Below are 17,828 nucleotides of genomic sequence, written 5' to 3'. Positions count from 1 at the left end.
GCTCAGGCCGTCGGCCAGGCGTCCGCCAGCATTTTGCGGGTGTCGCCCAGGAGCTGGGGCAGGACCCTGGTGTGGCCGATCACGGGGAGGAAGTTGGTGTCGCCTCCCCAGCGGGGCACCACGTGCTGGTGCAGGTGGGCCGCGATGCCCGCGCCCGCCACGGAGCCCTGGTTCATGCCGATGTTGAAGCCGTGGGCACCGGAGGCGGCGCGCAGCGCCGTCATCGCCTGCTTGGTCAGTTCGGCCAGCTCCGCGGTCTCCACGGCGTTCAGCTCCGTGTAGTCGGCGACGTGGCGGTACGGGACCGTCATCAGGTGCCCGCCGTTGTACGGGTAGAGGTTGAGCACCGCGTACACGTGCTCGCCGCGCCGCACGACGAGCCCGTCCTCGTCGGACTTGGCCGGGATCGAGCAGAAGGGGCAGCCGTCGTCGGCCCCGGGGCCGCTCGGCTTGTTCTCACCCTGGATGTAGGCCATCCGGTGGGGCGTCCACAGACGCTGGAACGCGTCCGGCGTCCCCACTCCCAGCTGCTGCTCCGGCTCACTCGTCATGCGTGCAGCATATGGCGTCGCACCCGGGGGACGGGAAAGGCCCCCGGGATCTCCCCCGGGGGCCCTGCGTGACGCGGGTCAGACCTGCGCCCGCTCCTCCACGACCTTCGCGATCTTGGCGATGGCGTCGTCGACGGGGATGCCGTTCTCCTGGGAACCGTCGCGGTAGCGGAAGGAGACGGCACCGTTCGCCATGTCCTCGTCGCCCGCGATGACCATGAAGGGCACCTTCTGCTTTTGGGCGTTGCGGATCTTCTTCTGCATCCGGTCCGAGGACGAGTCGACCTCGACGCGCAGCCCTTGCTTCTTGGCGGCGGCGGCGAACTCTTCCAGGTACCCGACGTGCGCGTCGCCGATCGGGATCCCCACCGCCTGCACCGGAGCGAGCCACGCCGGGAAGGCGCCCGCGTAGTGCTCCAGGAGCACCGCGAAGAACCGCTCGATGGAGCCGAACAGCGCGCGGTGGATCATGACCGGGCGCTGCTTGGCGCCGTCCGCGCCGGTGTACTCCAGGTCGAAGCGCTCCGGCAGGTTGAAGTCGAGCTGGATGGTCGACATCTGCCAGGTGCGGCCGATGGCGTCCTTGGCCTGGACGGAGATCTTCGGCCCGTAGAAGGCGGCGCCGCCCGGGTCCGGGACCAGGGGCAGGCCCTGCTTCTCCGCGACCTGGCGCAGCGTCTCGGTGGCCTCCTCCCAGGCCTCGTCGCTGCCGACGAACTTCTCCGGGTCCTTGGTGGACAGCTCCAGGTAGAAGTCGGTCAGACCGTAGTCCCGCAGCAGGTTCAGGACGAAGGTGAGCGTCTTGTCGAGCTCCTCGGACATCTGCTCGCGGGTGCAGTAGATGTGCGCGTCGTCCTGCGTGAAGCCACGGGCCCGGGTCAGGCCGTGCACGACGCCCGACTTCTCGTACCGGTACACGGTGCCGAACTCGAACAGGCGCAGCGGCAGCTCACGGTAGGAGCGTCCGCGCGCGTCGAAGATCAGGTTGTGCATCGGGCAGTTCATGGGCTTGAGGTAGTAGTCCACGCCCTCGTCGAGCTGCATGGGCGGGTACATGCCGTCGGCGTACCAGTCCAGGTGGCCCGAGGTCTCGAAGAGCTTCCCCTTGGTCGCGTGCGGGGTGTAGACGAACTCGTAGCCCTCCTCCTCGTGCCGGCGCCGCGAGTAGTCCTCCATGACCCGGCGGATGATGCCGCCCTTGGGGTGGAAGACGGCGAGGCCGGAGCCGATCTGCTCCGGGATGGAGAAGAGGTCCAGCTCGCTGCCCAGCTTGCGGTGGTCGCGCTTCTCGGCCTCGGCGAGGAACTCCAGATGCGCCTTCAGCTCGTCCTTGGTGGGCCAGGCGGTGCCGTAGATGCGCTGGAGCATCGGGTTCTTCTCGCTGCCGCGCCAGTAGGCGGCGGCATTGCGCATCAGCTTGAAGGCCGGGATGTTGCGGGTGGTGGGCAGGTGCGGGCCCCGGCAGAGGTCCTTCCAGCACAGGTCGCCGGTCTTCGGGTCGAGGTTGTCGTAGATGGTCAGCTCGCCGGCGCCGACCTCGACGTCCGCGCCGTCGTCGTGGGAGGCGGAGCCCTTGAGGCCGATCAGCTCCAGCTTGTACGGCTCGTCGGCGAGCTCCTCGCGGGCCTCGTCGTCGGTGACGACCCGGCGCGAGAAGCGCTGGCCGCGCTTCTGGATCTCCTGCATCTTCTTCTCGATGGCCTTGAGGTCATCGGGGTGGAAGGGCTCCTTGACGTCGAAGTCGTAGTAGAAGCCGTCCTTGACGGGCGGGCCGATGCCGAGCTTGGCGTCGGGGAACAGCTCCTGCACGGCCTGCGCCATGACGTGCGCGGCGGAGTGGCGCAGGATGTTCAGGCCGTCCTCGGAGGAGATCTCGACGCCCTCGACGGTCTCGCCGTCCCCGACCTCGTACGCGAGGTCCCTGAGCTCACCGGCCACGCGGGCGGCGATGACCGAGCGCTCGCCGGCGAAGAGCTCGGCGGCCGTAGTGCCCGTCGTCACCACGCGCTCTTCCCGCTCGGAATCGCGTTGGATGATCACACGGACGTCTGACACCGGTCTCTCCTGACTGAAGTGGGGCTGCGGCGCCATACCGGAGCGCACGCATGGGTCGATCGTACCGACCCGGCCCGGTCCATCGCGAAACAGTTCCCTGGGCCCGCTCGCCCCGTCCGTTCCGCCGGCCCCGGTACGGTCCCGCCGCCGGCCCTCGCCCGCTCTCGTCCGGCGGGCCCCGCGCGGGCGACATCTCGGCGCCGACCGGCGCCCGGTCCCGGCGCCCCGCGGCCACCGCCCGCGCGGGCTCCCCGCACGAGCCGTGTCGCGGCCGTGGTGAACAGTCGGACGGTGCCGACACGTTGTGACCTCCGACACCTCAACTGCAATAACTTGTCTTCCTGTTGGGCCTTTCCGGCGTATGTCGCGACAGTCCGGGTATCACCGGACCGGGGCAGTGAGCGGCGCGTCAGCCGCCGTGTGCGGACGAGGAGTTGAGTGCCCTATGACGAGCTGGTTCGAGGGGCCGCTGGCCGCCTTCGACACGGAGACCACGGGCGTGGACGCCGAGACCGACCGGATCGTGTCGGCGGCCCTCGTCGTGCAGGACGCGTCGGGGCTGCGGCCTCGTGCGACGCGGTGGCTGGTGAGCCCCGGCGTGCCGGTGCCCCTGTCGGCGACGGCGGTGCATGGGCTGACCGAGGAGCACGTGCAGCGCCACGGACGGTGGCCCGCGCCGGTGATGTACGAGATGGCCGAGGCGCTGTTCGAGCAGGCCCGGGTGGGACGCCCGCTCGTGGTGATGAACGCGCCCTTCGATCTCACCCTGCTGGACCGGGAGTTGCGCCGGCACCGCGCCTCGTCGCTCGGCCGCTGGCTGGAGCGGACGCCGCTGCACGTGCTGGACCCGCGGGTGCTCGACAAACAGCTGGACCGGTACCGCAAGGGCCGCCGCACCCTCACCGACCTCTGTGCGCACTACGGCGTGGAGCTGACCGACGCGCACGAGGCGGCGGCCGACGCGCAGGCCGCGCTGGAGGTCGTACGGGCGCTCGGGCGCCGGTTCCCGGCGCGGCTGGAGCGCCTCTCCCCCGCCGAGCTGCACTCGCTCCAGGCGGTCTGGCACGCGGGGCAGGCCCGGGGGCTGCAGGCCTGGTTCGCGCTGAACGGCACGGAGGAGCCGGTGGACCCGGCCTGGCCGCTCAGGCCGGGCCTGCCGGCGGCGGCGTGAGCGCACGAAGAAGCCGGTCCGTCTTGCGACGGACCGGCCCTTCACGGGTGGGCGATACTGGGTTCGAACCAGTGACCTCTTCGGTGTGAACGAAGCGCTCTCCCACTGAGCTAATCGCCCGTGAACGCACTGAACCATACAGGGCCGCGCGCGTTTCCATCAAACCGCTTGCCGACCGCCCTCCAGGTGCTCGGCCAGGCCGCGCCGCCCCGCCCGCATCATCAGCCGGTGGTTGGCCCGGAACAGGGGCCGCCCCGGCACGGCGAGGCGGCGCAGCAGGGGTTTGCGCACCTCGACCTCCTGGTCGTAGCGGGCGAGGGTGCCGAAGCCGCGCGGGACGACGGTCCAGCGTGCCCAGCCCTCCATGTCGCCGCTCATCGCGACCTCCAGCACCCCGGCCGCCGGGTCGCGTCGGCCCTCCCTGAGGGTCGAGGTCAGGTCGTACGGGAGGAGGGACCGCACCCGCAGGAGCCCGCTGGTGTCGTCGAGCCGGGTGACCTCGCGCACCTGGGGCCACCAGGTGGGGTAGTCCTCGATCCGTTCGAGTGCCCGGTAGACCCGCGGGGCGGGGCCGGGAAGCGGCCACAGGCTGCGGAAGCGGTAATGGTTCCAGTCCACGTCCGCAGTGTGCCCGGGTCGCCGTCCGGTACGGGGCGTTACGGCGTCCTGTCCCCCGGGAGTGCGAGGTTCCGGACGTCGGAGGCGGCCGCTCCCTGGGCCGGCGGGCCGGTGCCGGGACGCCTGCCCGGGCCGGTCCGCCGCCGTCAGCGGCGCCGGTGGCGTTCCTCCACGGCGACGGCCGCCGCGGCGACGGCTCCGAGGACGGCGACGGCCAGCGGTGCGCTGAACCAGGCGGAGCAGGCCACGACGGCCAGCCCGCCGACGAGCAGGAAGGAGCCGGCGGGGTCGAGCACGGTGTGGCGGCCGGCCCTCGCGAGCAGTGCCCGCCAGGAGGCGCCGGGCCGCCAGAGCGCCGCCGCGCGCAGTCCGGCGACGGCGGCGCCGATCAGGGCGAGCACGCCGACGCTGCCGACCAGCGGTCCGCCCGGCAGGCCGTCCCGTACGGCTCGCACGTCGACCCACACCACGGCGAGGGCGGCCCAGCCGGCGACCCCGACAAGCCACCCGCGGCGTACCGCGGCCCGGAAGTCGGCCGTGAACTCCCGCAAGCCGCCGCGCTCGTGGGCCAGTCGACGCCGGAGGTGGCGGGCACCGGCCGCGAACGCGGCAGGGCCGGTGACCAGCGGCAGCGCCGCCAGTGCGATCCACACGCCGGTGAGCAGGCACTCGGCGAACAGGGCGAAGCCCCGGGAGAACCGGGACTCCCCCGGTTCCGGACGGGCCTCGGCACGCGCCTCGGTCATGCGTCGGTCACGAGGTTCACCTCAGCCCTTCAGGCCGGACGTCGCCATGCCGTCGATCAGATGGCGCTGGAAGGCCAGGAAGAAGGCGAGGACCGGCAGCAGCGCGACGAGCGACATGGCGATCATGCCGCCGTAGTTCGCCAGGCCCTCCTGGTCCACGAACATCTTCAGGCCGAGGGAGACGGTGTACTTGCCCGGCTCGTTCAGGTAGATCAGCGGGCCCATGAAGTCGTTCCAGGCGTTGATGAAGGTGAAGATGGCGCTGGTGATCAGGGCCGGGCGGCACAGCGGGAGCACGATCGACCAGTAGATGCGCAGGTGCCCGCAGCCGTCGAGGCGGGCCGCCTCGTCCAGTTCCCTGGGCAGGTTGCGCATGAACTGCACCATCAGGAAGACGAAGAAGGCCTCGGTGGCCAGGTACTTGCCCAGCAGGAGCGGGGTGTACGTGTTGATCATGTCCAGGTTGCGGAAGAGCACGTACTGCGGGATCAGCAGCACGTGGTACGGCAGCAGCAGCGTGCCGATCATCAGCGTGAACAGCAGGTTGCGGCCCGCGAACCTGATCCTGGCGAAGGCGTACGCCGTCAGCGAGCAGGACGCCACGATCCCGATCACCGAACCGACGGCGAGGAAGAGCGAGTTGTAGAAGAAGGTGGAGACGGAGACGTCCGCGATGCCGTCGGCCAGGCTGGTGTAGTTGGAGGTGATCGGGTCGCCCGGGAAGAGGTCCAGGCTGCCGACGATGTCGCCGCTCTCCTTGAAGGAGCCGCCGATCACCCAGAGCACCGGGTAGAGGATCACGGCGAGGAGCGCCAGCGACCCGAGGTGCCAGGCGAGCGACCCGGGCAGCCGGCGCCGCAGCGCCGCGGTAGGGGCGGGCGGGGGCGGCGGTGCGTCGTCGGTTGCCCGCGTGGTGTCGGTGGCCCGCGTGGTGTCGGTGGCCCGCGTGCTCATCGGGCGCCCTCCTCGTAGTGCACCCAGCGTTTCTGGGACCAGAACAGCACCGCGGTGACCAGGGCGACCGCGACGAGGAGCATCCAGGCCATGGCGGACGCGAGGCCCATGCGGCTGTTCTCGAAGCCCTGGACGTACAGGTAGCAGGTGTAGACCATCGTGCCGTCCGCCGGACCGCAGGCGTTGCCTCCGGCGCCGCCGCCGACGATGTACGCGGAGCTGAAGATCTGGAAGGAGTGGATCGTCTCCAGCAGGACGTTGAAGAAGAGGACGGGGGAGATCATCGGCAGCGTGATGCTCCAGAACTGGCGTGCCTTTCCCGCCCCGTCCACGTCGGCCGCCTCGTACAGTTCGCGCGGGACCTGCTTGAGACCGGCCAGGAAGATCACCATCGGGGCGCCGAACTGCCAGACGGTGAGCGCCACGAGGCTGTAGATGATCAGCTCGGGGTCGCCGGTCCAGCCGCCGGCGCCGATCCCGAAGAGCTGCTGCGTACGGTCCACGATCGCGTCGTCCGAGAAGATCGCCTTCCACACGATGGCGACGGAGACGCTCGCGCCGATCAGTGACGGGGCGTAGAACGCGGCCCGGTAGAACGCCTGTCCGCGGCGTTTCTGCGCCAGCAGCAGTGCGACCCCGAGCGCGGCGAGCAGCTTGACGGGCGTGCCGACGACGACGTACCAGAGGGTGACGCGGACCGAGTGGCGCCAGCGGGGGTCGCCGAACATCTCGGAGAAGTTGTCCAGGCCGATCCACCTGGGGGCGTCGAACAGGTTGTAGTCGGTGAACGCGAAGTAGAGCGAGGCGGCCATCGGTCCCGCGGTCAGCAGCAGGAAGCCGGCGATCCAGGGGGACATGAAGAGGTAGCCGGCCAGGTTCTCCCGGCGGCCCCGGCCCTTCGGTCCGGCGGGCCGCGGGGACTTCGCCGGACGGTGCCGCGGGGCGGCTGCCCGGACCGGGTCCTCCAGTGCGGAGGCGTGTGTCACGGTGCGTCCCCTCAGCCGGCGAGCGCCGTCTTCGACTCGGTGAAGAACTGCCGCACGGCCTCCTCGACCGACCGTGAGCCGAGCGCCATCTCCTCGGCGATGCGCAGGAACGCGGCCTCGCAGATGTCGGCGCCGTTGGGGTGCGGGGTGATCTGCTCCAGGACGCCGGACTCGACGAGGGACTCCTCGTAGGCGGCGATGGCTCTGTTGACCGGGTCGGTCGGCCGGTAGGCGTCCCACTGGGCCTGGGTGGTGGGAACTCCCCGGTCGTAGCCCATGATCCTGGCGACCTCGGGGTCGTGCACCATGAAGTCGATGAACCGGGCGACTTCTTCGGGGTGTTCGGTGCGCTTGTAGCCGCTGAGCATCAGCGAGCCGAGGTACTGGCCGGTCCGCTTGCCGTCCGTGGTGGGGATCGGCGCGAGCCCGTACTCGCTCCTGCCCTCGGAGGTGTAGCGGACGGTGAAATTGTCCCAGGTGAATTCGGAGCCGGCCAGTTCGGCGGAGAGTGCCGCCTTGGGCTTGATCTGGGCGACCTTCTTGGCGTCGGCGAACAGGCCGGCCTCGACGCCCTTCTCCGCCTTGGTCCACCACGCGGTCAGGTCCGCCTCGGTGAAGCCGAGCCCGTCCTCGGTGAAGAAGGCCTTGCCGCTCTGGCGCAGGTACAGGTCGTAGAGGTACATGACGCCGTACATCCCGCTGTCGCCGGCCCGGCCGGTCCTGTCGCGGATCTTCGCCATCGCCTCGTCGAAGTCGTCCCACGTCCACCCCTGTTCGGGCTTCACGCCGGCCCGGGTGTAGACGGGCTTGTCGATGACCAGGGCCATCGAGTTCGAACCGACGGGAACTCCCAGGAGTTTGCCGTCGATCTCGCCGAACTTCTCGAGACCGGCGCGGAATCCGTCCATGGAGAGGTTTTTCGCCTCGACCTGCCGGCTGAGATCGAGCAGAACGTTCTTCGCGTCGTATTTGCGCAGGAATCCGATGGCATTCTGGAAGACGTCCGGCGGGTTCCCACCGGAGGCCTGCGTGTTGAACTTCTTCCAGAAGTCGGTGTACGGCTGAAAGTCGGTCTTGACCTTGATCTTCGGATACTTCTTCTCGAAGAGGGCGATGGTCTTGTTGATGCGCTCGGCCCGGTCCTCCGCACCCCACCAGGAGTAACGGATCGTCACCGTACCGTCCCCCGAACCGCTGCCGCCGCCGCACGCGGTGGCCGTGGCTCCCAGCCCCGCGACGGCCAGCGAACCCCCGGCCGCCTTGAGAACCGTCCGCCGTCCGACATTCCCGCCCTGCTGCATACGAGCCTCCTCGCGATGCGGCTTGCCGCTGCATGAACCGTTTGGATGAATCGTTTCAAGTAAGCGCTTGCTGGCACAAGGTACGGAGGGTCCGTAGGCGCGTCAATGACTCCCGCAGGAATTGATGGGCGGGGTGCGCGAAGGCCGCGAACGGCCATCGCGGAAAGGTCTTCGCGAAAGCCGGAGAACGTCCAGGTCCGCGCCGCGTGACCGACGGACCGAACGCGCGCGCCCGGCCACCGGGCCGCGCTCTCCCGGGTCACGGTTGGGTGAAGACGGCCGAGCGCCGGCCTCGGGTGCGGCCGCGCACAGCGCAGCGGCCCACTCACGATCGTGAGCGGGCCGCTGATGATCCGGTGGGCGATACTGGGTTCGAACCAGTGACCTCTTCGGTGTGAACGAAGCGCTCTCCCACTGAGCTAATCGCCCGGACGCAGGAAGAACATTACCCCATGTCAGGGGTGCCCGTGACCAACGGAGAGCCGGGACACCGCACCCTCGCGGGCCCTCACTGGTCCTTGATCTTCCAGGGCATCTGGAGGCCGAACTTGTACAGGTAGATCCCGGCCAGTACGGCGATGATCACAACGCCGATCGCGGTCAGGATGATGTTCCGGCGCCGCACCTTCGGATCGAGGGCACGCTGCGCCGCCTCGGTGACCTTGCGCTTGGTCCAGCGCAGCACGAGCTGGGCCCAGACGAACTCGGTCGCCCAGATCGCCATGCCGCCGAAAATCACGACCCAGCCCGGTCCGGGCAGCGGCAGCATGATGATGCCGGTCACCACGACCGCGAGGCCGACGACGAAGACGCCGACCTGCCAGCTCAGGTGCAGGGCACGGCGCGCCTTGACGAACTCCGGCGCACGCGAGCCGAGCGCGCGCTCCGCCTCGGTCTCGTCCGTCCCCGTACGGTCTTCCGCCACAGCAGCCTCGCCGGGCTTGTTACTCCCCGTGTTCATACGGCCAAACACTACCGGAGCGAAACCTGTCACCGGAATGGGCTCAGGACCCGAACGATCGCTCGGCCGGAAGAGTTACCTAAACACACGCAAAACCCTCAGAGGGGTTTACAACGGCACCGTAGGTGGCATGTCGATTTCGCCGACGTGCGAATCCCCGAGCGCACACTGAGCGAAAGGCCCTGGCGCTTATGAACACCACGGTCAGCTGCGAGCTGCACCTGCGCCTCGTTGTGTCGAGCGAGTCCTCCCTGCCTGTCCCCGCAGGCCTGCGGTACGACACGGCCGACCCCTACGCCGTGCACGCCACCTTCCACACCGGAGCCGAGGAGACCGTCGAGTGGGTGTTCGCCCGCGACCTCCTCGCCGAAGGTCTCCACCGTCCCACCGGGACCGGCGACGTCCGTGTCTGGCCGTCCCGCAGTCACGGCCAGGGCGTCGTCTGCATCGCTCTCAGCTCCCCGGAGGGCGAGGCACTGCTCGAGGCCCCGGCGCGGGCCCTGGAGTCCTTCCTGAAGCGCACAGACGCCGCCGTGCCTCCCGGCACGGAACACCGGCATTTCGATCTCGATCAGGAGCTCTCGCACATCCTGGCGGAAAGCTAGGGCGGGGGCTCCGCAGAAGTCGCCCGTCGCCGTCTGCTCGGGGTGACGGCACGGGCCCGGACAACCGCATACGGCACACACCGGCGTCGCCGCCGCGGATCCCCGCGCGGCGGCGCCGGTGCGTGCTGCGGGAGGGGACCGGGAGACCGGCACCGAGGTCAGGAGGGGCGGGCCGGCGGACGCGGGCCGGGAGGTCCGGAGGGCGGCCGCGGCGGGCCGGGGCCCCGGCGGGGGACGCCGGGCTCGCGCGGGGAACCAAGTCGGGGCGGCCTCCGTTGATAGGGGCAACCGGCGGCCGGACCGCTGTCGCGGCCGGATCCTGCCCGCCGCGGATGGCACTACCATCGGCCAGCATCGACGGGCGCCCGCCCGACCCATGGCCAGGGAGCGAAGTGTGCTGATCACCCACGACACCCGGTGTGCCCTCGACACCGTGGTGGATCTGGTGAACACCGTGCCGGAGGACGAGTCCGCGACGGACGGGCTGGCGGACGTCGCGGCCCTCCAGGAGTTCGTGGGGACGCACGAGGTCAGCGACATCGGCATGCTCTCGGAGCTCGACCTCTCGGCGGTGCGCAGGATCCGCGGCCGGTTCGCGGCGGTCTTCGCCGCTCCCGACGCCCGAGCCGCCGCCGGACTGATCAACGACCTGGTGGCTGCCGCGGGCACCACACCGCGGCTGACCGATCACGACGGCTACGACTGGCACATCCACTATTTCGCGCCCGGCGCCTCCGTAGCCGACCACCTGGCCGCCGACTGCGGGATGGCCCTGGCCTTCTTCGTCGTCGCCGGGGAGCAGGAGCGGCTGAGACGCTGCGAGGCCCCCGACTGCCGGCGCGCCTTCGTCGACCTCTCCCGCAACCGCTCGCGGCGGTACTGCGACAGCCGTACGTGCGGCAACCGCTTGCACGTGGCCGCCTACCGGGCCCGGCGCAAGGAGGCGGCGGGCTGATCCGCGCCCGTGGACGGCGGCGGGATGCCCGAAGGGGCGACGCGGCCCCCGGCGGGTGGCGCCGGGGAGCGCGGGTTTGGCTCACAGCAACAGCAGATCGTGCAACGAAGCCATGAGCAGCAGACACCCGATCACCGCTAGGAAGATCATGAGCGGTGGCTGGGATAGGGCGAAGAGGCAGCCGCGCGGTTCACTCTGTGTCCGCCCGGTTTCGCTCTGTCTCGTGTCCAGCTGGGTATCCAGCTGAGTGGTGTCCGGCATCTCGCGGCGATGATGACGCAGCGAGCAGGGGCTACGCGATCAGCACGCCCGTAAAGACCGGGAGGTCGTTGAATGTCTCAATGTCGGTTCGGATCGTGATCGTTACGGAGCGTGCTCTGTCGGGGTCGGACCACTGTGTCGTTTCAGGCCAGGAACGCCGGGTCATATCCCGTGCTTCTTGAGGATGGCCTCGATGTCGCTGAAGTCGTCGTCGCCGCGGGGTGTGTCCGCGGGCCGGGAGGCGGGCTTGGCCGCCTGCCTGTTCCCGGGGCCGAGGGAGGGTGCCGAGGCTCCCGGCGCGGCGGCCGTCGGCGCCACGGCGTCGCGCCGGGCCGCCGCACGGGCCTCCTTGCGCTCCTTGCGGGTGCCGCCGCGGCGGCGCTCCACGGTGCGCGTGATCATGAAGAGGAGCCAGGCCAGGCCCAGAACCCCGAAGCCCGCCCAGGCCACCGGGCTGAAGGCGGTGTCGGCCAGCCACTCCACGACCCCGGTCATCACCAGGCCGATCGGGACCAGTGAGTAGGCGGCGATGCGCACCGCGGTGAGGAAACGCCTGCGGTACGCGGTGACCGCCGCGATGCCCAGGCCGGCCGCGGACACCGCGGAGCAGACGGTCTCGGCAATCATCCGGTCCTCCAGGGCTGGCTCGGGTCGGGCGTGAGTACTTCGTCCCTTCCATCCTGCACCGTCCGGACGCCACGGGGCCATGCCGGAGGCGCGAGATCAGGGAGATCTCGGGGTCCGCTCCTCCGCAGGTGCCGGTGGGCGCGGGAGCGACCGCGGTCGGGGCGCCGCCGACCGGGCTGGGAGAATGGGCGCATGAGCGACTCCTCCCCCGGCCCCTCCGCACCCGTCCTCGACGTCTGGTGCGAGCTCCAGTGCCCGGACTGCCACGCCGCCCTGGACGACGTCCGCGCCCTGCGCGCCCGCTACGGCGACCGTCTGGAAGTGCGTCTGCGGCACTTCCCCCTGGAGAAGCACAAGCACGCCTTCGCCGCGGCGCAGGCGGCCGAGGAGGCCTTCGCCCAGGGGCGGGGCTGGCCGTACGTCGAGGCCGTTCTGGACCGGGTCGCCGAACTGGACCGCAGGGGGGAGCCCCTCCTGGTCGAGGTGGCCCGGGAGTTGGGGATGGACGCCGAGGAGGTCGACACGGCCCTCGTGGACGGCCGGCACATCCTGATCGTCGACGCCGACCAGGCCGAGGGCAAGGCGATCGGCGTGACCGGCACTCCGACGTACGTCATCGACGGCGAGCGCCTCGACGGCGGCAGGAGTCAGGAGGGGCTGCGCGAGCGCGTCGAGGAGATCGCCGACCGGCTGTCGGCCGGGCAGGGGGACTGAAGCGGGCGGCCCTGGCACTGGGCCGCACCCGCCCCGCACACCGGCACCCGCCCCCGTACACCGGCGCTCTGACGGCCGGGCCGTCGCGGCGGCGGCCCGGTCGGGGCCGTCACAGCAGCGGCTTGCAGTAGACGTACCGCGTGGTGGTGTAGCCGAGCGAGTCGTAGAGCCGCTCGGCCGGGGTGTTGCCGGCGAAGACGTTGAGGCCGATCAGGGACCGGCCCGCCGTGAGCGCGCGGGACTCGGCCAGCAGCATCAGTGTGCGGCCGTGCCCCCGCCCCCGGTGGGCTGCGTCGGCCTCGACGTCGTAGACGAAGGCCCGGTCCTCGTGCAGCGCCAGCCACAGGACACCGACCCGCGCTCCCTCGTGCTCCAGCACCTCGAAGCGCACGTTCTCCGTGTCCGGGCCGTCGGGCAGGAGCACCTCGTGGTCGCGGCGCGCCTTCGCGTACGCGTCGGCCTCGGGCACCCCGCGCCCGATCCAGTCGCGGGCGTACTGCTCCGACTCGTGGGTCTGCCAGGCGCGGAACTCGTCGTGGGTCATGGACCGCCCCCGGCTGCCCGGGGGCAGGGCGGGCGGGGTGTCGCCCAGCGGTTTGGTCATGGTGCGGTTGCGCAGGGCGTAGCCGAGCGCCTGCGCGAGCCGCGGCCCCGCCTCGTCGCCGCCGGGGACGCCCGCCTCGATCTGCCGGCAGCCCCAGCCGCGCGCGACCTCCTCGGCGGCGAGCGCGGCCACCGTGCCCCTGCCGCGCCTGCGGTCCGGCTCGTCGATGCGGAGCTCGCGGATCACGGCGATCGAGTCGCCGAGGGCGGCGGAGGTGGCGAGGTGCAGCGCGCCGACGGGACGGCTGTTCACGCACACCTGGTAGCGGCGCGAGCGCGTCCCGTCGGCGGCGCGCTGGAGCGGCTCGGTTGGCCGCAGGGTCGTGGTCATCACGGCAGTTCTACCCACCGCGCGCCCCGGGAGCAGCCCAATTTCCGCGCGGTACTCCGCCGCGGGCCGCCGGGGAGGGACGCGGGGGCCGGTGCCGGTCCCCGTGTCGTGCGACCGCCGGGCAGGGGCCGCTGACGGTGCCGTGCAGCCGCCGTGCCGCCCGGTTTACGGGTCCAGGTCGTCCGCGGAGCGCTCTTCGAAGATCCGCATGGCCTTCGCCGTCACCGGCCCCGGAGCGCCCGCCGGTTCACGGTCGTCGACGCGGTGCACGGCCTGTACGTCCCGCAGGGTGGAGGTGAGGAAGACCTCGTCGGCGCGGTCCAGGACGTCCAGCGGGAGGTCGCTCTCGCGGGCGCCGGTCCACTCGACGGCCAGGGCGCGGGTGATGCCGGCCAGGCAGCCGGAGGCGACGGGCGGGGTGTGGATCTCGCCGTCGAGGACGACGAAGACGTTGGACCCGGTGCCCTCGCACAGCTGCCCCACCGTGTTGCCGAACAGCGCCTCGGAGGCGCCCCGTTCGCGGGCGCGGGCGAGGGCGACGACGTTCTCGGCGTAGGACGTGGTCTTCAGGCCGGTGAGCGCGCCGCGTTCGTTGCGGGTCCAGGGCACCGTGATCACGGCCGTGGAGTCGGGGCGGCGGGCGGTCTCGCCGAGGGCGACGACGAGGGTCGGGCCGTGCTCGCCGCGGTCGGAGCCGAGGGGGCCGTGGCCGCCGGTGTACGTGATGCGCAGCCGGCCCAGCGGAGCCGGGTTGGCCCGCAGCACGGCGGCGCAGGCGCGGCGGACCTCGTCGAGGTCGGGATCGGGCAGCCCGAGACCGCGTGCCGAGCGGGTCAGCCGGTCCAGGTGCCGGGTCAGCGCGAACGGCCTGCCGTCCACCGCCTTCACCGTTTCGAAGATGCCGTCGCCCACGGTCAGCCCGTGGTCGAGGACGGAGACGCGGGCGGACTCGATGTCCTGCAGCCCGCCGTCGAGCCAGATCTTCACGTCACCAGCGCCTCTCCACTTCCGTTCACCTCGTACGCCCCCGACGCTACCGCGAGCAGCCGGGAAGCCTTCAGTTCGGTCTCGCGCCACTCGCCCTCCGGGTCGGAGCCCCAGGTGATGCCCGCGCCGGTGCCGAAGCGCAGCAGCCCCGCGGCGCGGTCGATCCAGAAGGTGCGGATGCCGACGGCCAGCTCGCCGGTGCCCCGGTCGGCGTCGACCCAGCCGATGCCTCCGCAGTACGGGCCCCGGGGCGCCGTCTCCAGCGCGTCGATGATCCGCAGGGCGCTGGACTTGGGCGCGCCGGTGACGGACCCGGGCGGGAACGCGGCGGCGAGCAGCTCGGGCCAGCCGGCCCGCGCGGACAGCTCGCCGCGCACGGTGGACACCAGGTGGACGAGGCCCGGGTGCTTCTCGACGGCGCACAGGGCGGGGACCGTGACGCTGCCCGTGGCGCAGACGCGCCCGATGTCGTTGCGAACCAGGTCCACGATCATGACGTTCTCGGCGTAGTCCTTCTGCAGCAGGTCGGCCTCGGTCCGGCCGGTTCCCTTGATCGGCCCGGACTCGACGGTGCGGCCGCTGCGGCGCAGGAACAGCTCGGGCGACGCGGTGGCCGTCTCGACGCCGTGCCCGGGCAGCCGAATCGTTCCGCCGTACGGCGCCGGGTTGCCCCGGGCCAGCAGGGCGGTGAGGGCGTCCACGTCGGCGTCCGGGCCTACGGGCGCCGAGAGCACCCGGCAGAGGTTGGCCTGGTAGACCTCGCCGGCCGCGATGTGCTCGCGTATGCGCACCACGGCCGCCGTGTACGCGGCGTGGTCGAGGGAGGACGTCCAGTCGTCGACGGCCGGGCCCCGCCACCGTCCCGGCACGGGTGCCGGCACCGGCTCAGTGCGTACGTCGGCGAAGCGTGCGCAGGTCGCGCGGCCGTCGAAGTCGGCGCAGACGGCCCAGAACCCCTCGGACTCCAGGGCGGCGGGATCGCTCGTGACGTCGAGGAGTCCGGTGGCGAGACGGTCGCCGAAGCGGGCGAGAGGCGGGAGGTCGGGCACGTGGGCGAGTCTAGGCCGGTGTCCCCGAGGTGACCCGAACGTGTCCTTCCGGCGGCCCTGACCAGGTCCGCGAGCAGGCGCACCGCAGCACGCTGGGCAAACGCGTTTTTGTACTGGCCCCGGTATCCGCTAGAGTTCATCACGTCGCCGGGACGCGCATGCGGACCGCATCGACAGGCGGACGTAGCTCAGTTGGTAGAGCGCAACCTTGCCAAGGTTGAGGTCGCGAGTTCGAACCTCGTCGTCCGCTCGCAGGAACGGGGGGCCTCCCGGGTCCCCTACACTCCTGGTGGAGTGGCCGAGAGGCGAGGCAACGGCCTGCAAAGCCGTCTACACGGGTTCAAATCCCGTCTCCACCTCCAAGGACGATTAGCTCAGCGGGAGAGCGCTTCCCTGACACGGAAGAGGTCACTGGTTCAATCCCAGTATCGTCCACTGGTCCGCGAGGATCACCGGTCCGCAGGGATCAGTGATCCGCAGGATCTCCGCGCGATTAGCTCAGCGGGAGAGCGCTTCCCTGACACGGAAGAGGTCACTGGTTCAATCCCAGTATCGCGCACGCAGCACTCGCACCGTCCCGGACGATTAGCTCAGCGGGAGAGCGCTTCCCTGACACGGAAGAGGTCACTGGTTCAATCCCAGTATCGTCCACACCGCCCGAAGCCCCCGGCCGTCCCGTACGGCAGGGGGCTTCGTCGTGTGCGGGCCCGTCCGGACGGGCCCGCGCGCGACGGATCAGCTGGAGAAGAGCATGCGGCCGAAGCCCTTCTGGCGGTGGTGGCCGTAGTGACCGTGGTGACCGCCGTGCGGGGCGCCCCAGGCCGGGGCCTGCGGGGCCGGGTACGCCTGCGGGGCGACGGGCGGGGCGGGCGGCGGCGGAGCGGGCTGGGACCACTGGGCCTCCAGGCGGGTCAGCGACTCCAGCTCGCCGTAGTCGAGGAAGATCCCGCGGCAGCCGCTGCACTGCTCGATCTGAACGCCGTTGCGGTTGTAGGTGTGCATCGGTGCGTGACACTTGGGGCACTGCATGCTCGGCTCAACTCCTCGCCGGTCGGGTCTGCTTCGCGTATCGCCAGGACAGACTCTGTCCGGCCGCGGGTCGGTTGCACACTACTTCGCCCAACTCCGGCTCAACAGTGCGGGCCTGGGACTCGGGCGGAGGGCATGCGCGTGCAGGCGTCGACCAGGGACCGCTCCACCTCGTCCAGCGGCCGGTCCGCCGCGGCCGCCTTGGCTATGGCTCGCGCGGCGGTCTGCGCGGTGAGCGCGCGGGCCGGGACGTCCAGCGCCGGCCAGGGGTCGCCGTCGGGCGGGACGGCGGGGCCGCCGCACGCCCGGTAGGCGGTCAGGAAGCGGTGCCACTCGTCGGGCGGGAGCAGGCCGCAGGCGTACCAGGCCGCCGGACGCGCCAGGTCCCAGGCCGGCGGGCCGGTGCCGAGGTCGTCGATGTCGATCAGGAGCCAGGGGCCCGCGGGCGCGGGGTGGCGGACGAGCTGGCCGAGGTGGAGGTCGCCGTGGCAGAGCCCGGCCGGGCCCGGCATGGCGGCCTCGCCGCGGGCCCAGGCGGGCAGCGCGGACCAGGCCGCCACGACGGGGGCGGTGGCGGGGTGGTGGGGCGCGGTGTCCAGGAGCAGCTCGACGGCGCGGGCCGCCTTCGCGGGGCCGCGCATGGCGGGCACCGGGGTGGGAATCGGCGTGCGGTGGAGGCGGGCGAGGAGTCCGGCGGCGGCCTCCCAGGGCGCGGCGTCCGGATCCTCCGCGTCCACGGGCTCGCCGTACGGCCAGTAGGTCACGAGCCGCCCGTGCAGAACGACGGGCGCCTCGGCGAGCGGCGGCAGGAGTACGCCGGTCAGCCGGGCGGCGGCGGTGACACGGAGGGCCAGTCCGGCGGGGTCGGCGTCCGCCGCGTGGGCCTTGGCGACGGTGCCGGCGTGCCGGACCACGGTGGCGTCCGGGCGGTCGGCGAGGGTGGCCGCGCCGCAGGGGCAGGCCGGCGTGCGGGCGTGGGCCGTCGCCCTGACGCGGGCTTCCAGGGCGGGGAGGAGGGCGTCCGTGGTCACGGGGGTGAGCGTACGCACCGCCGTCGCACCCCTGTGCGGAGCGCTGCCGGTTCCGTTGAGCGGAGCGCCGGCGGTTCCGCCGGCGGACCCGGTCGCCGTGCCGTCGGTGCCGTCGGTGCCGTCGATGCCATCTGTGCCGTATTCGGGATGGCTGTGCGGGCGGCCGCGGACAGAGCAATGCCGGCGCAGCTCCCCAGCTGCGCCGGCATTTTGCCGTCCGCCGCACCCCCGTCCCCACGGGGTTTCATGGGTGGATGTCCCCGCCCGGACCGCTCTTCCGGGCCTGGGGTCGC

At 71.6% G+C, this 17,828-nt stretch carries 19 protein-coding genes and 7 tRNA genes; 9 read left to right on the top strand and 17 right to left on the bottom strand.

The features are described from left to right. Positions 1-2: 2 nt before the first annotated feature. Positions 3-551, bottom strand: a complete 549-nt coding sequence (locus IG94_RS0114855; protein ID WP_031035678.1) for an HIT family protein — start codon at positions 549-551, stop codon at positions 3-5. Between the two features lie 78 nt (positions 552-629). After that, positions 630-2,606 (bottom strand): threonine--tRNA ligase, encoded by a 1,977-nt coding sequence (gene thrS, locus IG94_RS0114850; RefSeq protein ID WP_031035676.1) that lies wholly within the window; start codon positions 2,604-2,606, stop codon positions 630-632. 445 nt (positions 2,607-3,051) lie between these two features. Here thrS and IG94_RS0114845 point away from each other — a divergent pair, with 445 nt between their 5' ends. Continuing rightward, positions 3,052-3,777, top strand: coding sequence for a 3'-5' exonuclease (locus IG94_RS0114845; protein ID WP_031035674.1), 726 nt, complete (start codon positions 3,052-3,054; stop codon positions 3,775-3,777). A 48-nt stretch (positions 3,778-3,825) separates the two neighbouring features. Here the strand turns inward: IG94_RS0114845 and IG94_RS0114840 are convergent. From IG94_RS0114840 to IG94_RS0114805, 8 genes are all read right to left on the bottom strand, one after another. After that, positions 3,826-3,897: transfer RNA gene (locus IG94_RS0114840), tRNA-Val, on the bottom strand. A gap of 39 nt (positions 3,898-3,936) precedes the next feature. After that, complete coding sequence (locus IG94_RS0114835) at positions 3,937-4,395, bottom strand: SRPBCC family protein (protein WP_031035671.1); 459 nt, start codon at positions 4,393-4,395, stop codon at positions 3,937-3,939. Positions 4,396-4,541: 146 nt separating this feature from the next. Then, complete coding sequence (locus tag IG94_RS0114830; protein ID WP_031035669.1) at positions 4,542-5,141, bottom strand: hypothetical protein; 600 nt, start codon at positions 5,139-5,141, stop codon at positions 4,542-4,544. Between the two features lie 21 nt (positions 5,142-5,162). Beyond that, on the bottom strand, positions 5,163-6,095 hold the full coding sequence (locus IG94_RS0114825; protein WP_031035668.1) for a carbohydrate ABC transporter permease: 933 nt from the start codon (positions 6,093-6,095) through the stop codon (positions 5,163-5,165). Beyond that, a complete protein-coding gene (locus IG94_RS0114820) occupies positions 6,092-7,081 on the bottom strand; it encodes a carbohydrate ABC transporter permease (RefSeq protein WP_031035665.1) in 990 nt (329 codons plus the stop codon). The genes IG94_RS0114825 and IG94_RS0114820 overlap by 4 nt, the downstream gene beginning before the upstream one ends. An 11-nt stretch (positions 7,082-7,092) precedes the next feature. Further along, a complete protein-coding gene (locus IG94_RS0114815; protein WP_031035663.1) occupies positions 7,093-8,382 on the bottom strand; it encodes an ABC transporter substrate-binding protein in 1,290 nt (429 codons plus the stop codon). Between the two features lie 357 nt (positions 8,383-8,739). Then, positions 8,740-8,811, bottom strand: a tRNA-Val gene (locus tag IG94_RS0114810). A 79-nt stretch (positions 8,812-8,890) separates the two neighbouring features. Further along, positions 8,891-9,343 (bottom strand): TIGR02611 family protein, encoded by a 453-nt coding sequence (locus tag IG94_RS0114805; protein ID WP_031035661.1) that lies wholly within the window; start codon positions 9,341-9,343, stop codon positions 8,891-8,893. A 191-nt stretch (positions 9,344-9,534) separates the two neighbouring features. Between IG94_RS0114805 and IG94_RS0114800 the strand changes: the two genes are divergently transcribed. Together IG94_RS0114800 and IG94_RS0114795 are read left to right on the top strand one after the other, a co-directional pair. Continuing rightward, entirely contained in the window at positions 9,535-9,948 is a 414-nt protein-coding gene (locus tag IG94_RS0114800) for an SsgA family sporulation/cell division regulator (RefSeq protein ID WP_004002642.1), read from the top strand. Between the two features lie 394 nt (positions 9,949-10,342). Further along, a complete protein-coding gene (locus IG94_RS0114795) occupies positions 10,343-10,903 on the top strand; it encodes a CGNR zinc finger domain-containing protein (RefSeq protein WP_031035657.1) in 561 nt (186 codons plus the stop codon). 81 nt (positions 10,904-10,984) lie between these two features. Here IG94_RS0114795 and IG94_RS0114790 read toward each other — a convergent pair whose 3' ends face one another. Then, positions 10,985-11,164 (bottom strand): hypothetical protein, encoded by a 180-nt coding sequence (locus tag IG94_RS0114790; RefSeq protein ID WP_031035655.1) that lies wholly within the window; start codon positions 11,162-11,164, stop codon positions 10,985-10,987. Between the two features lie 162 nt (positions 11,165-11,326). Continuing rightward, positions 11,327-11,791, bottom strand: coding sequence for a hypothetical protein (locus IG94_RS0114785; protein ID WP_031035653.1), 465 nt, complete (start codon positions 11,789-11,791; stop codon positions 11,327-11,329). A 192-nt stretch (positions 11,792-11,983) separates the two neighbouring features. Between IG94_RS0114785 and IG94_RS0114780 the strand changes: the two genes are divergently transcribed. Further along, positions 11,984-12,505: a DsbA family protein gene (locus IG94_RS0114780; protein WP_031035651.1), complete on the top strand. Its 522-nt coding sequence runs from the start codon at positions 11,984-11,986 to the stop codon at positions 12,503-12,505. A gap of 109 nt (positions 12,506-12,614) precedes the next feature. Here IG94_RS0114780 and IG94_RS0114775 read toward each other — a convergent pair whose 3' ends face one another. From IG94_RS0114775 to IG94_RS0114765, 3 genes are all read right to left on the bottom strand, one after another. Beyond that, the gene (locus tag IG94_RS0114775) at positions 12,615-13,439 is read right to left on the bottom strand and encodes a GNAT family N-acetyltransferase (RefSeq protein ID WP_031035648.1); all 825 of its coding nucleotides are present in this window, start codon (positions 13,437-13,439) and stop codon (positions 12,615-12,617) included. 165 nt (positions 13,440-13,604) lie between these two features. Continuing rightward, a complete protein-coding gene (locus IG94_RS0114770; RefSeq protein ID WP_031035646.1) occupies positions 13,605-14,426 on the bottom strand; it encodes an aminotransferase class IV in 822 nt (273 codons plus the stop codon). After that, positions 14,423-15,475, bottom strand: coding sequence for a chorismate-binding protein (locus IG94_RS0114765; protein ID WP_031035644.1), 1,053 nt, complete (start codon positions 15,473-15,475; stop codon positions 14,423-14,425). The genes IG94_RS0114770 and IG94_RS0114765 overlap by 4 nt, the downstream gene beginning before the upstream one ends. 177 nt (positions 15,476-15,652) lie before the next feature. Between IG94_RS0114765 and IG94_RS0114760 the strand changes: the two genes are divergently transcribed. The 5 genes from IG94_RS0114760 (at position 15,653) to IG94_RS0114740 (ending at position 16,126) form a co-directional block, all read left to right on the top strand. Beyond that, a tRNA-Gly gene (locus IG94_RS0114760) sits at positions 15,653-15,725 on the top strand. Positions 15,726-15,763: 38 nt separating this feature from the next. Further along, a tRNA-Cys gene (locus IG94_RS0114755) sits at positions 15,764-15,837 on the top strand. A gap of 1 nt (position 15,838) precedes the next feature. Next, positions 15,839-15,910 (top strand) — tRNA-Val (locus IG94_RS0114750). A gap of 52 nt (positions 15,911-15,962) precedes the next feature. Then, positions 15,963-16,034 (top strand) — tRNA-Val (locus tag IG94_RS0114745). Between the two features lie 20 nt (positions 16,035-16,054). Beyond that, positions 16,055-16,126 (top strand) — tRNA-Val (locus IG94_RS0114740). 84 nt (positions 16,127-16,210) lie between these two features. Here IG94_RS0114740 and IG94_RS0114735 read toward each other — a convergent pair. Continuing rightward, positions 16,211-16,504, bottom strand: coding sequence for a TFIIB-type zinc ribbon-containing protein (locus tag IG94_RS0114735; protein ID WP_078892300.1), 294 nt, complete (start codon positions 16,502-16,504; stop codon positions 16,211-16,213). A gap of 101 nt (positions 16,505-16,605) precedes the next feature. Beyond that, positions 16,606-17,535 (bottom strand): phosphotransferase, encoded by a 930-nt coding sequence (locus IG94_RS0114730; protein ID WP_031035641.1) that lies wholly within the window; start codon positions 17,533-17,535, stop codon positions 16,606-16,608. Between the last annotated feature and the right edge of the window lie 293 nt (positions 17,536-17,828).

The sequence above is a fragment of the Streptomyces olivaceus genome (assembly GCF_000721235.1).
GTDB classification, from domain to species: Bacteria; Actinomycetota; Actinomycetes; order Streptomycetales; family Streptomycetaceae; genus Streptomyces; species Streptomyces olivaceus.
The sequence above is the reverse complement of the archived record's forward strand: the minus strand, read 5'-3'. Positions and strand labels throughout refer to the sequence as shown.

What these genes read in the sequence shown, in the direction of transcription:
- IG94_RS0114815 (WP_031035663.1), bottom strand. Translation starts at nt 8,382, where the DNA reads ATGCAGCAGGGCGGGAATGTCGGACGGCGGACGGTTCTCAAGGCGGCC.
- IG94_RS0114800 (WP_004002642.1), top strand. Translation starts at nt 9,535, where the DNA reads ATGAACACCACGGTCAGCTGCGAGCTGCACCTGCGCCTCGTTGTGTCG.
- IG94_RS0114780 (WP_031035651.1), top strand. Translation starts at nt 11,984, where the DNA reads ATGAGCGACTCCTCCCCCGGCCCCTCCGCACCCGTCCTCGACGTCTGG.
- IG94_RS0114845 (WP_031035674.1), top strand. Translation starts at nt 3,052, where the DNA reads ATGACGAGCTGGTTCGAGGGGCCGCTGGCCGCCTTCGACACGGAGACC.
- IG94_RS0114790 (WP_031035655.1), bottom strand. Translation starts at nt 11,164, where the DNA reads ATGCCGGACACCACTCAGCTGGATACCCAGCTGGACACGAGACAGAGC.
- IG94_RS0114775 (WP_031035648.1), bottom strand. Translation starts at nt 13,439, where the DNA reads ATGACCACGACCCTGCGGCCAACCGAGCCGCTCCAGCGCGCCGCCGAC.
- IG94_RS0114825 (WP_031035668.1), bottom strand. Translation starts at nt 6,095, where the DNA reads ATGAGCACGCGGGCCACCGACACCACGCGGGCCACCGACACCACGCGG.
- IG94_RS0114805 (WP_031035661.1), bottom strand. Translation starts at nt 9,343, where the DNA reads ATGAACACGGGGAGTAACAAGCCCGGCGAGGCTGCTGTGGCGGAAGAC.
- IG94_RS0114785 (WP_031035653.1), bottom strand. Translation starts at nt 11,791, where the DNA reads ATGATTGCCGAGACCGTCTGCTCCGCGGTGTCCGCGGCCGGCCTGGGC.
- IG94_RS0114735 (WP_078892300.1), bottom strand. Translation starts at nt 16,504, where the DNA reads ATGCAGTGCCCCAAGTGTCACGCACCGATGCACACCTACAACCGCAAC.
- IG94_RS0114830 (WP_031035669.1), bottom strand. Translation starts at nt 5,141, where the DNA reads ATGACCGAGGCGCGTGCCGAGGCCCGTCCGGAACCGGGGGAGTCCCGG.
- IG94_RS0114855 (WP_031035678.1), bottom strand. Translation starts at nt 551, where the DNA reads ATGACGAGTGAGCCGGAGCAGCAGCTGGGAGTGGGGACGCCGGACGCG.